A 13,913-nucleotide genomic window follows, 5' to 3' on the forward strand; every position below is an offset into this window, starting at 1 on the left:
TCGAAAGAAAAAACACAGAAAATACTATTGTGCCCCTTGTCTGGGGCTTCGTAAAATGGTTACTCAGAGGCAGCCGCTTGAGGAGAACGCTCTGCAAGCCTTCCCGCGGCATCAAGCCCAAAAAAGCTGATGATCCGGCGCTGAGGCGCGCACGATTGGGTCTACGGCGCATTAACTCAAGGCTGACGTTAGGCAGATGAGATCGTCCAAATCACGTTCACGTTCCAAGTCGAACCGGAACCGTCCCAATGGCGCCAATGTTGTCAACCGCGTGTTTGACAGCTCCGGTCCCGAAGGCAAGGTGCGCGGAACGCCGCAGCAGATCATCGACAAGTACAACCAGCTGGCCCGCGACGCGCAGCTGAGCAATGACCGGGTTGCTGCGGAAAACTTCCAGCAGCACGCCGAGCATTATCTGCGCATGCTCAATGAAGCACAGCGCGAAATCGAGGCGCGCCGCGAGGAGCAGGAGCGGCAGAACCGCGAACGCCAGGCCGAGCGCGACCGCGAGCGTGCCGAGCGGCTGGAGCGCCAGGAGCGTGAGGCCGCGGCGGCTGCTCCAGCGGCGGATCCGGCAGGCTCTCCGCAGCCCGAGGTGATCGACCCGCGCGGCGACAACGGCAATGGCGCCGACAGCGGCCTGGTCGAGACCCCGGAAAGCCAGGCAGCGGCCCCGGCGGACGCTCCGGCTGAGGCGGCCCCGAAAAAGGCTCCGGCCCGCAAGCCGCGGACCCGCAAGCCCGCAGCCAAGGCCGAGGATGCGGCTCCGGCTGGGGACGGCGATGCAGAGGCCAAGCCCGCGCCGAAGAAGACCACCCGCCCGCGTGCCAAGCCCAAGCCCAAGACCGAAGACGGTCCTGCGGAAGCGGCTGAATAAGCGGCCCAATTTCCTATGAACAAAGACCCCCGGAGCCTATGGCCCCGGGGCGTTTTTACTTGTTGAAGTGACGCTGCGGGGGCAATCCGGATCTTGGTGCTTTCGCTACCAGTAAACTGGATTGTTCAGGGCCTCGATACACATTGATGGGCCGCGCAGGGGCGCAAGCTCTCCGCCGTTGAGCGGCTGAGCCTGCCAACCTTCCGGGAACCGCAGCGGCACAGGGGATGCGGCTTGCGCCTCGGTTATCTGGCGGAAGCCAACCTTGCTGTAATAAGCGGGATCGCCGTAAGTCACGGCGACGTCGGCGCCCTTGTTGCGGATCTCATTCAGCCCGTGCCTCAGCAGAGCCTGCCCGATCCCCTGCTTTTGCCGGCTGGTTGCGACGGCAACAGGCGACAGGATGAACACCGTGCGGCTGTCCTGATCGTAGCGCAGCCGTGAAAAGATGATGCAGCCGATGAGCGTGCCGCCGTCCCAGGCCGAATAGACGAAAAAGTCCTGTTCCGGTGTTTTGGTGAAGATATCGCTGACGAGGCCCGCGATCAGATCGCCTTCGGCGTCCCCCTCCGAGTCGGCGAAAACCGCCCGGAAAAGGCTGATGATCCCGCTGGTGTGGCCGCGGTACTCTGATGAAAACTTCATCTGCTGCTCCTGTCCCTGGTGGCTGGCTGCTGCACGCACCATAGGCGCTCAGAGGGGCGGGCGGTCAAGCTCCGCAGCGGCTGGACCCTGGATGGTCACGCCTCGTGGCCCAGCACCCGCAGGTAGCGGCGGACTGCCTCCGGGAAGCCCAGCATCAGCGCATCGGCGGTAAGAGCGTGGCCGATGGAGACTTCGGCCAGATCGGGAATGGCCTGGCGCAGGGCGGGCAGGTTGTCCACGGTCAGGTCGTGGCCTGCGTTCATCATCAGGCTCCCAAGGGCGCGGGCGGCGTTTGCGGTGGCTGTGATTTTGTCCAATTCGCGGGCCGTCGCATCTGAATCGCTCTGGTCAGCGTAGGGGCCAGTGTAGAATTCGATCCGGTCGGCGCCTGCTTGCCGCGCAAGTTCCGGATCGGCGGGGTTTGCGTCCACGAAATAGGAAACCCGGATTCCGGCCGCTTTGAACTCCTCAGCGATGGGCAGGAGCATGCCGCCATCCGCGGCGAAATCCCAGCCGTGATCAGAAGTGGATTGCTCCGGCGTGTCAGGCACCAGCGTCACCTGATGCGGTTTGTTCTCCAGCACCAGGTCGATGAAGTGGCGGGTCGGGTAGCCTTCGATGTTGAACTCCGCCTGCGGGAATTCCTCGGCGATCAGGCGTGAGAGATCCGGCACATCGGAGAAACGGATGTGGCGTTCATCCGGGCGCGGATGGACGGTGATGCCATGGGCCCCGGCCTCCAGGATTGCGCGGGCGATGTCGATCAGGTTGGGCCAGGGCACCTCGCGCCGGTTGCGCAGATAGGCAACGGCGTTGACGTTCACGGACAGCAGGGTCGGGCGGGGCGTAACCGGTTGGGTCATCGGGAAATCAGGCTCCGGCAAGGAATTCGGGAAGGGGCTCAGGCCTTGGCCAGTTCGCGGGCCAGCGCGCAGAAGGCCTCCAGGCTGACCTGTTCGGCGCGCTCGGTCGGCGGGATGCCGGCGGCGGTCAGATGCGCCTCGATATCGGGGGAGATACCCTTGAGCGAGGCGCGCAGCATCTTGCGGCGCTGGTTGAAGGCTGCGGCGACCACGCGGGACAGGATCGCGGCATCGGCCGGGAAGCGCGGCTCGGGCAGGGCGTCCAGATGCACCACGGCGCTGGAGACCTTGGGCGGCGGGGTGAAGGCGCCAGGCGGCAGCGACAGCACGATGCGGACATCAGCCCGCCACTGGGCCAGGATCGCCAGGCGGCCATAGGCCTTGGAGCCGGGCTGCGCCACGATGCGCTCGGCCACCTCGCGCTGGAACATCAGGGTGAGGCTCTGCCAGAACGGCGGCCATTCCTTGGGCGTCAGCCAGCGGACCAGCAGCTCAGTGCCGACGTTATAGGGCAGGTTGGCGGCGATGCGGATCGGCGGTGTCAGATACTCGAGCGGGTCGATTTCCAGAGCGTCGCCGTTGATCACCTCAAAGCGGCCCGGATAGGCCTCTGCGATCTCTTGCAGCGCGGGCAGGCAGCGGCTGTCCTTCTCCACCGCCAGCACCCGGCGGGCGCCCTCGGCAAGCAGCCCGCGGGTGAGGCCGCCGGGGCCGGGACCGATCTCCAGCACGTCGCAGCCGGTGAGGTCGCCTGCCTGGCGGGCGATCTTGGCGGTCAGGTTCAGGTCCAGGAGGAAGTTCTGGCCCAGCGATTTACGGGCGGACAGCTGATGCTTTGCGATCACTTCGCGCAGAGGAGGGAGGGAGTCGATGGCGCTCATGTCATCTGTACCTTGGGACATGGCGCGGGCCGTGCGCCAGAATTTTCATGCCTCCGGCGGGGATATTTCCCGCCAGAAGAAGATTCAAGTGCTGGCGGCCATGGCTTGCGCCAGCTTCAGGGCCTCGATCAGGCTGGAGGGGTTGGCCCGGCCGGTGCCCGCGATGTCGAAGGCGGTGCCGTGGTCGGGCGAGGTGCGGATGAAGGGCAGGCCCAGGGTCACGTTGACGCCGCGGTCGAAATCCAGCGTCTTGATCGGGATCAGCGCCTGGTCGTGGTACATGCAGACGGCCGCGTCGTAGCGGGCGCGGGCAGCGGCATGGAACATCGTGTCGGCGGGATGCGGGCCGGTGATGTCCAGCCCCTCGTCCCGCATCTGGCCGACCAGACCGTTGATCCAATCGAGCTCCTCGGACCCCATGGCGCCGCCTTCGCCCGCGTGCGGGTTGAGGCCCGCGACAGCGATGCGGGGCGACGCGATGCCGAACTGCTCTCGCAGGCCGGCAGCGGTGATCTCAACGGTTTCGCGCAGGAGCTCAGGGGTCAGTACCTTGGGCACGTCCGCAAGCGCGATGTGGATGGTGGCAGGCACCACTCTCAGCTGCTCGCTGGCGAGCATCATCACCACGCGGTCCCGGCCTGCAAGTGACGCGAGGAATTCGGTATGGCCGGGGTAGGCAAAGCCTGCACCGTCAATCAGCGCCTTCTTGTGGATGGGGGCGGTGCAGACTGCAGAGGCTTCACCTTGCTGGACCAGCCGCACGGCGGTTTCGATGGATTGGATGACTCCGGCGGCGTTGGCCGGGTCGGCAGTGCCCTTGGCCGCGCTGCCGCCGAAGGCGAGGGGCAGCACCGGGAAGTGGTCCGCGCAAGCTGCCGCAGCCTCTGCCGGGGCGGCAATTTCCTTGACCGGGGTGCCAGCGGGAAGGTGGCGCGGGTCGCCGATCCAGAAGAACGGGCAGGCGGCGCGCAGGGTTTCCCAGGCCTTGACGGCGATTTCCGGGCCGATGCCTGCGGGCTCGCCGCAGCTCAGTGCAATGGGCCCGGGCTTGCTCATTTGACGTCGATCCGCGCATCCGCGCGCAGCTGTTCCAGGTAGCTGTCAACCAGAGAGGTCATGCGCTGCGCCGCCAATGCATTGGCGACAGTTTCGCGGTTGGCGCCTTCGCCGAGGTCGGCGGTGCGGCCGCAGAGCATCAGCACCATCAGGGTCTGGCCGTTGTTGCGGGTCAGCGCGGTGGAGGTTTCACCCGGATCCAGCTTGGCCAGTTCCAGCGCGATATCGCTGGGGATCTCCGAAGGCGGCAGGCTTTCAACCGCCAGAACCGACGGATCCTGGCCCTGTGCCAGACCATAGAAGTCTTCGCAGGTGTCGACACTGTTCACCACCTTCTGCGCAGCAGCCAAAGCTTCGGGCGTGCGCCCGCCGGGCAGGAAATAGGTGGCATATTCAATGGCGGTGTAGCGCGGGGCGGCGCCTTCCACCTCGCGCAGGCCGCGCATCTGGAACAGCGCCACGGCGCCCTGCAGCGGCAGCGGCTCGGAAATCTCGCCCGGTTGCAGTGCCAGCACAACCTCCTGCAGCTGCGGCGGCAGCTTGGTCAGCGGCATCCAGGGCAGGCGTCCGCCGTCGCTACGGCTGCCCGCCGCCGAATACTGGGCGGCAGCGGCGGAGAAACTGTCATAGCCTTTGAGCTGGGCGACCTGCTCCACCAGTTCCTCGACCTGGGCGGCGTTCTGGTCGTTGACCGGGACGATGAATTCGCTCAGCAGCACCTGGACGCTGCCGGTGCCCGCCGTGCCCATGGCGCGGTCGATCTCTTCCGGCGTGGGACGGGCGCGGGACAGGAAGCGGGCGCGGGTGTACTCGCGCCAGCCCAGCCCGACCTTGGTGAAATCGCGCAGCGTCTGCGGCGCAACGCCCTGCTGCTGCAGCGCGGTGAGGAAATCGTTGAGCGACAGGTTGGCGCGCCCGGCCAGTTCTTCCATGCCCGCTGTGATGTCTTCTTCGCTGAGTTCAATCCCGGCCTGCTGCAGCACGTCCAGCTTGAGGCGGTCGTTGATCAGCTCTTCGCGGGCGGTTTCCAGCGGATCGCCGGGCACCCGCAGCGCCGCCTGGAAGCGGGCGCGCTGTTCCAGCTCGTAACGGGTGATGACCTGGTCGTTCACGGTGATCGCCGGGGCAAAGAGGTTCTGCGCGCCCGCGGGCAGACCGCTCCAGGCCAGCCCCGCGGCCAGGGCCAGCGCGGCCGCAGTTCTGAGAGCACGGGAAAGGAAAGGAGCCGGGAACCGGGTATTCACGTCTTGCTGCATGACCGCCTGTACTGTTTGCTGCCGCTTTTTACGGAAAATCCGCTCAGCGAGATGGTAAAGCCGAAATCCGTTGTCGGCTCAACACTTGTTGTTGAGGTATAGCGGCGGTTGACCGAAACGTCGACCGTCACGCATTCGTTGCTGTACGCCACGCCGAGGCCCGCGCGGGTGGCTTGGGCGCCGGCGATGTCATACCGCAGCCGGGCGCTGGCAGACCAGTTGGGGTTGATGTCATAGCGACCGTCAACCCACAGCTCCGAGCTTTCCTCATCCCGGTCCTCGTCCGGGTCAGTGCCCAGCCACAGGTAGGTGCCGGCAAGGCTGGAACGGCCGGTGTGCCATTCGCCGCGGAATTCGGCCTTGGAGAAATTGAGCGAACCGTTCAGCAGGCCGCGGGTGGAGATCGCCAGGCTGTCGCCGTATTTGATCTGGCCTGCGAGCAGGATGTCCGAGGTGGTGCCGCCCAGCCCCGAGCTCTTGGTGAACCGGTCGTCGCCGTCGCTGCGCAGCACCTGGCCCGCGGTGGCATAGGCCTGCCAGCCGGTGGGCGCGTAGCGGGCCCAGTTGGCGCCGTAGACCAGGGTCAGCCCGTCTTCGCGGGCATCGGTTGAGGGGAAGCGCGACAGCGACAGCAGGTTGCCCTGGTCGAATTCGACAAAGCGGCTTTCCTCGCTGACCACGTCGCCGCCGCCCTCGTCGCGCCAGCCCAGCTGCAGGATTGGCTCCAGATACTGGCTGGCGCCGCCGGCTTCGCGTCGGCTCATCGGCAGGCGCAGGGTGAGCGCGCTGCGCGGAGTGAGGCGGGTGACTTCTTCGGTGAAGAAGGCGTCGTCGTAGGCGCGGAAGGCATCGCCTGCGGCGCCAATTTCCCATTCCGCGAGGATGCCGTAGCCCAGGCGCCAGCTGCGGCGCCAGTCGACATCGGCGGTCAGCCGGGACAGGTCGCGGCCGTTGCTGTCGGTGGCGGTGGCCTCGACGCTGGAGCTGCGGTGGTGGCCGTGGCCCTGCAGCGTCAGCCGCAGCTCACCACCGGTGAGGGCCGGAAAATACCGGGTCTGATAAAAGGCCTCGGCAATGCCGGAAGGGATGTCGCTCTGCTCCTCGCTGTCGCGCAGGGTCTTGTAGTGGGTAAGCGAGGTCCGGAACAGGCTGTCGCGCTTGGACCGCGTAAGCACCGCCTCGGACCGCAGGCGGTCCAGGTCGGGCAGGCCGTAGTCGGCGACATAGGCGTCGTCCGAGACCGCCTTGACGTCGAAGGTGAAGCGGAAGTCGCGCGGCAGGTCGAACTGGCCTTCGCCAAAGAGATAACCGCGGTCCTCGCCGGAGAACAGGTCATCGCGGGTATAGGCGCCGTTGAATTCGATCCTGCCGCGGCGGAACGCCTGGCGGTAGCGCACATCCAGCGTCTGGGTGCTGGAGGAGATATAGGGGGCCAGCGTCAGGTCGCGGTGCGGGCCGAGGGTGAAGAAATACGGCACCTTCACCCCGGTGCCGAGGTTCGAGGTGGAGCGCACGGACGGCACCAGAAACCCGCTGGCGCGCTCCAGCGAGGGATCCGGCAGGCGGATCGCCGGGAAATAGAACACCGGCACATCCAGCACCCGCAGCTGGGCGCTCTCGAAATAGAGCTGGCGTTCCTGCTGGTCGTGGATCACCCGCTCGGCCCGGATCTGCCACAGCGGCGGGCGGCCGTCGTCGCAGACGTGGCAGGAGGTGACGGCGGTCTTGTACAACTGGGTGTAGCGGCCGCTGACCCGGGTCATCTGCAGCGAGGCCAGCTGCAGCTGCTGCTGGAACACCATGCGGGCGCCGGTCAGCAGGCCGTTGCGCAGGTCCTGGTCCAGCTCGGCGGCGTTGGCCAGGATGGTGATGTCGCCGTCCTGATCGATGCGGATCGGGCCTTCGATCTGCAGGGTGCCGGTGCTCTGGTCAAAGGTGATCTTGCGGGCGCGCAGCCGGATATTGCCCTGGAACGCCTCAACGTTGCCCTCGGCCACCAGGGTGCGGTCCGGGGTGATGAAGACCTGGTCGGCCACCAGCATCGCAGGCTGCGCCGGATCGGGCGGCACTGCGGTCTGCGCTTGCAGGTCAGGGGCTGTCAGCGCCAGCCAGGGCAGTACGGCGGAAAGAAGCAGCGCCCGGCGCAGATTACCCGTCTTCGGCATGGAGAAGCAGTCCCAAGGTCAACAATATTGCAGCGGCGGGCGGCGCCCAGGCGGCCAGCGCCACCGGGATTTGCCCGTTCTCGCCAAGGATTTGCGCGAAATTGCGGATGAAATAAAGCCCGAAACCCAGCAGCACCGCCATCAGCACCGCAAGGCCGGTGCCGCCAAAGCGCGCGTGCCGCATCGTGAAGGACGCGCCGACCAGCACCATGGCGATCAGGAACAGCGGCCGGGCCAGCTCTGCCTGATAGCGGACCTCATAGCGCTTGGTGGTAAAGCCGGCGGCAGAAAGCTCGCGGATGGTGGCGGGCAGGTCGTAGATCGAAATACCGCTGGAGGTGCCCAGCGTGTCGCGGATGCGGTCGGTGGTCAGCGTGGTCGGCAGCTGCAGCTCATCATGCTGGGCGGCGCCGGATTCCGGGTTGAGGCCGGCCGTGAGCGGCCAGGATTTGGCGTTGGTCAGGACCCAGTTGTTGCCGTCCAGCCGGGCGCTTTCGGCTGTGATGCGGCGCACCGGGCCGCCGCCGTTGGTATAGGCGTGGATCGAGACATCATACAGGGTGATGTCGGCGGCATCGCCGCTGTAGCCCTTGGCGTGAATGACCGACTGGCCGCGGGCGCCGCCCTGGCGCAGCCACAACCCTTCGCCGCTGAGCGACAGGGCGGAAGGGCCGCCATTGTGGTAGGTCTCAGCGAGATCCTGGTAGCGGTTGGCGGTGGCCGCCGCGATCGGGTTCAGCATGGTGACCGCCAGGCCGCCGATCGCGGCCGCCACCAGCACCGGCGCCGCCAGCGCCCGGATGCCGGAGCGTCCGATGGCGCGGGTCACCACCAGCTCGCTGCTGCGGGCGAGGCCGACAAACAGCACGATGGTGGTGAGGATCATGATCAGCGGCAGGAACTCGCTGAGCGCGGCCGGGATGTTCAGCAGGCTCAGGCCCACCAGCTGCGGCAGGCCGAGCCCGGCGCCTTCGAAGCGGCGGATCTGCTCGTTCAGGTCGATCAGCACCACCAGCGTCATCAGAACCGCGCAGATCACCAGAAACCATTGCAGGAAGCGGCGCGCGTAATAGAGATCCAGCTTCATGCGGAGGCCTCCTGCCGGATGCGCTTGGGCCGGGACGCCAGGATCAGGAAGATCAGCGCCACCGCAAGCCCCAAAAGGGTCGGCAGGTAGATCAGCGGCCACAGGCTGGGGTTCTCCAGCACCGGCTCCGACACGACGCCGCGCAGGCCCTCGACAAAGATCAGCACGACAAAGGCCAGGAAGGCCTGGCGCCAGACGCCGAAGCGGGAGAAGGTGCCCAGCATCAGTGTTGAAAACCCGATCATCGCCACCGCCACGCAGACCAGCGCACGGGCAAAGCGCAGGTGCAGCTCCTCTGCCTGGGCGCCTGCGGAATAACCGTCGGTGCGGGTGACGGCCTCTGTGGCGGTCATCAGCTCCAGGCTCGGGATGGCGCGGATGTTGCGGGCCGGGTTCTCAGCTTGTCGCGCCAGCGTGCTGATATCGTATGAAAAATCCGAAAAGAACGTGGTCGACAGCCGCTGCGTCGTGTGGTCCAGCCGCTGCGCCATGCCTTCCACCATGATCAGATGCGCGCTGCTCTCGTCGCGCACCAGAAAGGCGCGGGCACCGGTGTAGGTCACCGTCAGTTCCGGGTCGCGGCGGTCCGACAGGAAGACATCGTTCAGGGTGCCGTCCGGGTCGATCTGGCGGATATAGAAGGTGACGCCATCCGCCGGGTGCAGGAAGTCGCCCTCGCTCAGCAGCTTGGCGGTGATGTTGCGGGAGACCTCGCTTTCGCGCTCTTCCAGCTGGCTGATCGAGGCGGGCAGCAGATAATGGGTCAGCGCCGACATCATCAGCGCGGTAATGACGCCAAAGGCCAGGGCAGGCCGCGCCATCTGCCAGGGGCTGGTGCCGGTGGCGCGCAGCACCGTCAGTTCGCTCTCGCTGTTGAGCCGGTTGGTGACCCAGACCGAGGCACCAAAGGCGGCAATCGGCAGCACCATGCGGATCAGGTTCGGCAGGGTGAGAGCGGTGAATTCCAGAAACACCAGTGCCGACTGGCCATTGCCGATCAGCCGGTCGAACAGCACGACGGCCCGGTTGACCCAGAACACGGCCACCAGAATCAGGGCAAAGAAGCCGAAGAAGAGCAGATACTGTGACAACACATATCTGTCGTAGCGTGACACCCGATCCCCCCAGATCTTGCCATTGTTATTTTGCCGGACCTTAGTGGATTTGCTTGGCGGGGAAAACTGCATTCTCGCAAGGCGGCGGGATCGGCGGCGGATTGCGGATGTGCGCGGGTCTGGCCAAGCGCTGCTGCGCAGGATACCTCTTGAGCCAACAATCAGGTGATACCAGCAGGAGTTCGCAAATAATGAGCAGTCTTACCCCGATCCGTTTTGCCGAATACGATCCCAAGGCGCTGGCAGAGATGACCGGCCGCGTGGCGGTGATGGTCACGCCGGAAGGCAGCATGGATCAGGCGGCGCGCAGTGCCAACCGGCTCAGCAAGGGCGCCATTGCCCGGCTGATCGAGTCCGAGGGGTTCAAGAAGGCCAAGACCGGCGACGTGATCTCTTTGGGCTGGCCTGCCGGGATGCAGGCGGAGGCGCTGGACGTGCTGGTTCTGCCGCGCAAGCTGACACCGGTGGAGGCCCGCAAGGCAGGCGCCAATCTGGCCAAGGGGGCCGCGGGCAAGCGTCTGACGGTGATGGCCGGCAGCATGAACAAGGCCGCCGATCTGACCCAGGGGATTGCGCTGCGGGACTATGATTTCGACAACCACAAGTCGCCGAAGGACGACAAGCCCGAAGGCGAAGTGGTGATCGCTTGCAAGGCGCCGTCGGAGTTGGAGGCCGCCTGCGCGCCGCTGCTGGCGGTGGCTGAGGGCGTGCATATGACCCGCGACCTGGTCAATGAGCCGGCCAATGTGCTGACCACCACGGAATTCGCCCGCCGCATCGAGGAGATGAAGGAGATCGGCCTGGAGGTCGAGATCCTGGAAGAGGCGGACCTGGAAAAGCTGGGCATGCGCACGCTGCTGAGCGTCGGGCAGGGTTCGGACAGCCCGTCCAAGGTGGCGGTGATGCAGTGGAAGGGCGGCGCCAAGGACGCTGCGCCGCTGGCGCTGGTCGGCAAGGGCGTGGTGTTCGACACCGGCGGCATTTCCCTGAAGCCCGCTGCTGGCATGGAAGAGATGACCATGGACATGGGCGGGGCTGGCGTGGTGGCCGGCACCATGAAGGCGCTGGCGCTGCGTAAGGCCAAGGCAAATGTGGTCGGCCTGGTCGGTCTCGTGGAAAACATGCCCTCCGGCAATGCCACCCGCCCGGGCGACGTGGTGAAGTCGATGAAGGGCGACACCGTCGAGATCATCAACACCGATGCCGAGGGGCGTTTGGTGCTGTGCGACGTCCTTTGGTACGCGCAGGAGCGGTTCAAGCCTGCAGGTGTGATTGACCTCGCGACGCTGACCGGCGCCATCATCATCGGGCTGGGGCATGAAAATGCCGGCGTTTTCTCCAATGACGATGATCTTTGCAATGCCTTCCTGAAGGCTTCCAAGGCGGAGGACGAGGGCGCCTGGCGGATGCCCTTGGGCAAAGCCTATGACGAGCAGCTGAAATCGCGCATCGCCGACATGAAGAACGTGGGCGGACGTCCTGCGGGCTCGATCACTGCGGCGCAGTTTCTGCAGCGGTTCATCAAGGACGATATGCCGTGGATCCATCTGGATATCGCCGGCGTTGCCTCTGTCAGCAAGGACACGGACTATGCGCCCAAAGGCGCCACCGGCTGGGGCGTGATGGCGCTGAGCCGGCTGGTCGCGGACAAGTTCGAGGCGGAATAAGACTTCATGGGGGCTGCCTATTTCTACCATCTGACCCGCAGGCCGCTGGAGGAGACCCTTCCGGTGCTGCTGGACAAGGCGCTCGGGGCGGGCTGGCGCATCGCGGTGCGCGGACGCGACCCTGAGCGCATGGCCTGGCTGGATGACCGTTTGTGGCTGGGACCGGAAGAGAGCTTTCTCGCCCACGGCCTGGCGGGCGGCCCCCACGACGCGCTGCAGCCGGTCCTGCTGACGGCAGGGCCGGAGGCGGCCAATAGCCCTGATTGCGTGATGGCGGTGGATGGCGCCGCCGTCAGCGCCGAGGAGGTGCAGGCGCTGAGCCGCGTCTGCATCCTGTTCGACGGCACCGATCCCGAAGCCGTGCAGCACGCCCGCACCCAGTGGAAAAGCCTGACAGACGCCGGCTGCTCCGCCCAGTACTGGTCGGAGGAAAGCGGGCGCTGGGAAAAGAAGGCAGAGAAATAGGCCGCCCAGCCCGCGTCATCGGCAGGTTTCCGCCAGTTTCCTTCGGATTTATTTCAATTGTGCAGTAAATGCTCGCCTGACCGCGGCGAGCACAGTAATCCTCCCGGTCAAAAGACCAGAACACTGGGGGGACAGATGATTTTGAAGCGTGCGTTTTCGCGGGCGCGGCTGCTGCCTGTTGTTGGGGCGGGGCTGCTGATCCTGGCCAACTGCGGCGGCATCCAGGGCGGCTCCGTAAGCCGGGCTGAGGTAGACGTGGAGCGTCTGGATTTTGCAGTGCAGGAAGTTCAATCCCTGCGTTCCAAGGGCAAGCGGGTCTGGTGCGTACCCTTTGCACGCAATGCCAGCGGCATCGAAATCTACGGCAATGCCAAGACCTGGTGGACACAGGCCAAGGGCCAGTTCAGCCGCGGGAATGAGCCGAAGCCCGGGGCGGTGATGGCGTTTCAGGCGACCCGTTCCAACCCGCTGGGCCATGTTGCGGTGGTGTCCAAGGTCGAAGATTCCCGCAGGATCGAGGTCAACCACGCCAATTGGCACCGCAACAAGGTGTCGCTGGGCATGGCGGTGATCGATGTGTCGGCGGCCAATGACTGGTCCGCCGTGAGATTGGAAAGCAACCCGGGCGCGTTCGGGCGGGTTTACCCCATCCTCGGCTTCATTTCGGCGGATCCCGACGCCGGATGAGGCAAGGGGCGGACAGCTGTCAGCTGTTCTGAATGCCGCCGCGCTGGATCATCCGGCCGGAAATTTTTTCAAAGGCTCTGCGCCACAGGGCTTCGAGCTCCGGAGTGAAATCGTCTTCCAGCGCGTTGCGCAGGGAGTCGACCAGTGCTTCCTCCATTGGGGCAAAGTGAGAAATGTGGACGCCGAGGCTTGCGTGTCTCTTGCCGAGTTCCTGGAAGTGCGGGTCGACGGCTGATTCATCGTCAAGCTTGGCAAGAATGACGCCCAGGGTCGTCATGAACTTCATGCCTTGGCCTTCCAGATCTTCCCGGAAAAGCTGCCGCAGCTCGGGCGCGTGCCGGAACAGCGCGTCGTAGAAGAACGTGGGGTCCCTGACGGCCTCATCTTTCAGCTTGCTGTAACTTTCTCTCAGTTGTTCCAGTTCTGCGTCTGTCACGGGGATATCATGCTCCTTTCTGGTGTCTCAGTTGCCATCCAGCTTAGGAGCAAAGCAGCCGGAATTCCTTGATCCGGCTCAATAACCTGAATTGCGGGGCCGCGGCGGAGGCAGCGGTTACCGCGTCAGAATCAGGGCGCCGTTGCGGATCTCGATGCTGGACCAGCGCTGAAGGTATCCCATGCCCAGCAGCGATTGCTCCAGCGCCCCCTTGTTGACCCAGACACGCACACCTGTGTCGGTAATACCGCCCAGCGACATTTCATCGAGCCAGACAGAGGCCGTGCGCACTTCGCCGTTAGCGGTCTGGGCGCGGCCGAGATAGGCGAGGTTTTCGGTATCGATCCCGGCACGCCGGGCGTCGCTTTCATTCAGAACGACCTGGCTGGCGCCGGTGTCGACAAGAAACTCGATGGGCGTGCCGTTGACATCAAGGGTCAGGTAGTAATGCCCGTCTGGTGCGCGCGGCACCTCGACCCGGCCTGCATCCACCGCAACGTTCTGCTGCGGGCGCACGGTCTGGCGGATGTCCTGCCACAGCCCGTAAGAGGCGATCACGCCAAGGAAAATGAAGCCCCAGACGGCGAACATCTGCAGCGTCTTGCCCAGGCTCTGGCGGTTCTGCACGAAAACCCAGGACCCCACCGCCACCAGCAGGATCACCAGATAGATAAACCGCCCGATTTCATAGTCGCCCATTTGCGCACCTCCTG

The 13,913-nt window shown here is 65.3% G+C and carries 14 protein-coding genes; 4 read left to right on the forward strand and 10 right to left on the reverse strand.

All coding sequences use genetic code 11. From position 1 onward, the window contains the following. Window positions 1-196: 196 nt before the first annotated feature. The gene (locus tag ACFMBG_RS05320) at window positions 197-877 is read left to right on the forward strand and encodes a DUF4167 domain-containing protein (protein WP_421053679.1); all 681 of its coding nucleotides are present in this window, start codon (window positions 197-199) and stop codon (window positions 875-877) included. 105 nt (window positions 878-982) lie between these two features. Here ACFMBG_RS05320 and ACFMBG_RS05325 read toward each other — a convergent pair whose 3' ends face one another. The 8 genes from ACFMBG_RS05325 to lptF all read right to left on the reverse strand — a co-directional run bounded on the left by ACFMBG_RS05325 (window position 983) and on the right by lptF (window position 9,945). Next, window positions 983-1,522 (reverse strand): GNAT family N-acetyltransferase, encoded by a 540-nt coding sequence (locus ACFMBG_RS05325; protein ID WP_421053680.1) that lies wholly within the window; start codon window positions 1,520-1,522, stop codon window positions 983-985. A gap of 95 nt (window positions 1,523-1,617) precedes the next feature. Then, window positions 1,618-2,385, reverse strand: a complete 768-nt coding sequence (locus ACFMBG_RS05330; protein WP_421053681.1) for a pyridoxine 5'-phosphate synthase — start codon at window positions 2,383-2,385, stop codon at window positions 1,618-1,620. A gap of 38 nt (window positions 2,386-2,423) precedes the next feature. Continuing rightward, window positions 2,424-3,266, reverse strand: a complete 843-nt coding sequence (gene rsmA / locus ACFMBG_RS05335) for a 16S rRNA (adenine(1518)-N(6)/adenine(1519)-N(6))-dimethyltransferase RsmA (RefSeq protein ID WP_421053782.1) — start codon at window positions 3,264-3,266, stop codon at window positions 2,424-2,426. A gap of 84 nt (window positions 3,267-3,350) precedes the next feature. After that, entirely contained in the window at window positions 3,351-4,322 is a 972-nt protein-coding gene (pdxA, locus tag ACFMBG_RS05340) for a 4-hydroxythreonine-4-phosphate dehydrogenase PdxA (protein WP_421053682.1), read from the reverse strand. Further along, window positions 4,319-5,578 carry a peptidylprolyl isomerase gene (locus ACFMBG_RS05345; protein ID WP_421053683.1) on the reverse strand — a complete coding sequence of 420 codons (1,260 nt, stop codon included), beginning with the start codon at window positions 5,576-5,578 and terminating at the stop codon, window positions 4,319-4,321. Before ACFMBG_RS05345 ends, pdxA begins: the two co-directional genes overlap by 4 nt. Beyond that, a complete protein-coding gene (locus ACFMBG_RS05350; protein ID WP_421053684.1) occupies window positions 5,563-7,743 on the reverse strand; it encodes an LPS-assembly protein LptD in 2,181 nt (726 codons plus the stop codon). The genes ACFMBG_RS05345 and ACFMBG_RS05350 overlap by 16 nt, the downstream gene beginning before the upstream one ends. Then, window positions 7,727-8,830: an LPS export ABC transporter permease LptG gene (gene lptG / locus ACFMBG_RS05355; RefSeq protein WP_421053685.1), complete on the reverse strand. Its 1,104-nt coding sequence runs from the start codon at window positions 8,828-8,830 to the stop codon at window positions 7,727-7,729. The genes ACFMBG_RS05350 and lptG overlap by 17 nt, the downstream gene beginning before the upstream one ends. Then, entirely contained in the window at window positions 8,827-9,945 is a 1,119-nt protein-coding gene (gene lptF, locus ACFMBG_RS05360; RefSeq protein ID WP_421053686.1) for an LPS export ABC transporter permease LptF, read from the reverse strand. Before lptF ends, lptG begins: the two co-directional genes overlap by 4 nt. Before the next feature lie 191 nt (window positions 9,946-10,136). Between lptF and ACFMBG_RS05365 the strand changes: the two genes are divergently transcribed. From ACFMBG_RS05365 to ACFMBG_RS05375, 3 genes are all read left to right on the forward strand, one after another. Next, complete coding sequence (locus ACFMBG_RS05365) at window positions 10,137-11,612, forward strand: leucyl aminopeptidase (RefSeq protein WP_421053687.1); 1,476 nt, start codon at window positions 10,137-10,139, stop codon at window positions 11,610-11,612. A gap of 6 nt (window positions 11,613-11,618) precedes the next feature. Further along, on the forward strand, window positions 11,619-12,077 hold the full coding sequence (locus tag ACFMBG_RS05370) for a DNA polymerase III subunit chi (RefSeq protein ID WP_421053688.1): 459 nt from the start codon (window positions 11,619-11,621) through the stop codon (window positions 12,075-12,077). Between the two features lie 135 nt (window positions 12,078-12,212). After that, window positions 12,213-12,764 (forward strand): CHAP domain-containing protein, encoded by a 552-nt coding sequence (locus ACFMBG_RS05375; protein WP_421053689.1) that lies wholly within the window; start codon window positions 12,213-12,215, stop codon window positions 12,762-12,764. A 19-nt stretch (window positions 12,765-12,783) separates the two neighbouring features. Here ACFMBG_RS05375 and ACFMBG_RS05380 read toward each other — a convergent pair whose 3' ends face one another. Beyond that, window positions 12,784-13,200, reverse strand: coding sequence for a globin domain-containing protein (locus ACFMBG_RS05380; protein ID WP_421053690.1), 417 nt, complete (start codon window positions 13,198-13,200; stop codon window positions 12,784-12,786). Window positions 13,201-13,317: 117 nt separating this feature from the next. After that, window positions 13,318-13,899 (reverse strand): retropepsin-like aspartic protease family protein, encoded by a 582-nt coding sequence (locus tag ACFMBG_RS05385; RefSeq protein WP_421053691.1) that lies wholly within the window; start codon window positions 13,897-13,899, stop codon window positions 13,318-13,320. Window positions 13,900-13,913: the final 14 nt, after the last annotated feature.

It is taken from the genome of Leisingera coralii (assembly GCF_049056525.1).
Taxonomy (GTDB): domain Bacteria; phylum Pseudomonadota; class Alphaproteobacteria; order Rhodobacterales; family Rhodobacteraceae; genus Leisingera; species Leisingera coralii.

Excerpts from the sequence above, each read along its gene's own strand:
- ACFMBG_RS05320 (WP_421053679.1), top strand. The coding sequence starts at position 197 with ATGAGATCGTCCAAATCACGTTCACGTTCCAAGTCGAACCGGAACCGT.
- ACFMBG_RS05325 (WP_421053680.1), bottom strand. The coding sequence starts at position 1,522 with ATGAAGTTTTCATCAGAGTACCGCGGCCACACCAGCGGGATCATCAGC.
- ACFMBG_RS05330 (WP_421053681.1), bottom strand. The coding sequence starts at position 2,385 with ATGACCCAACCGGTTACGCCCCGCCCGACCCTGCTGTCCGTGAACGTC.
- rsmA (WP_421053782.1), bottom strand. The coding sequence starts at position 3,266 with ATGAGCGCCATCGACTCCCTCCCTCCTCTGCGCGAAGTGATCGCAAAG.
- pdxA (WP_421053682.1), bottom strand. The coding sequence starts at position 4,322 with ATGAGCAAGCCCGGGCCCATTGCACTGAGCTGCGGCGAGCCCGCAGGC.
- ACFMBG_RS05345 (WP_421053683.1), bottom strand. The coding sequence starts at position 5,578 with ATGCAGCAAGACGTGAATACCCGGTTCCCGGCTCCTTTCCTTTCCCGT.
- ACFMBG_RS05350 (WP_421053684.1), bottom strand. The coding sequence starts at position 7,743 with ATGCCGAAGACGGGTAATCTGCGCCGGGCGCTGCTTCTTTCCGCCGTA.
- lptG (WP_421053685.1), bottom strand. The coding sequence starts at position 8,830 with ATGAAGCTGGATCTCTATTACGCGCGCCGCTTCCTGCAATGGTTTCTG.
- ACFMBG_RS05365 (WP_421053687.1), top strand. The coding sequence starts at position 10,137 with ATGAGCAGTCTTACCCCGATCCGTTTTGCCGAATACGATCCCAAGGCG.
- ACFMBG_RS05370 (WP_421053688.1), top strand. The coding sequence starts at position 11,619 with ATGGGGGCTGCCTATTTCTACCATCTGACCCGCAGGCCGCTGGAGGAG.
- ACFMBG_RS05375 (WP_421053689.1), top strand. The coding sequence starts at position 12,213 with ATGATTTTGAAGCGTGCGTTTTCGCGGGCGCGGCTGCTGCCTGTTGTT.
- ACFMBG_RS05385 (WP_421053691.1), bottom strand. The coding sequence starts at position 13,899 with ATGGGCGACTATGAAATCGGGCGGTTTATCTATCTGGTGATCCTGCTG.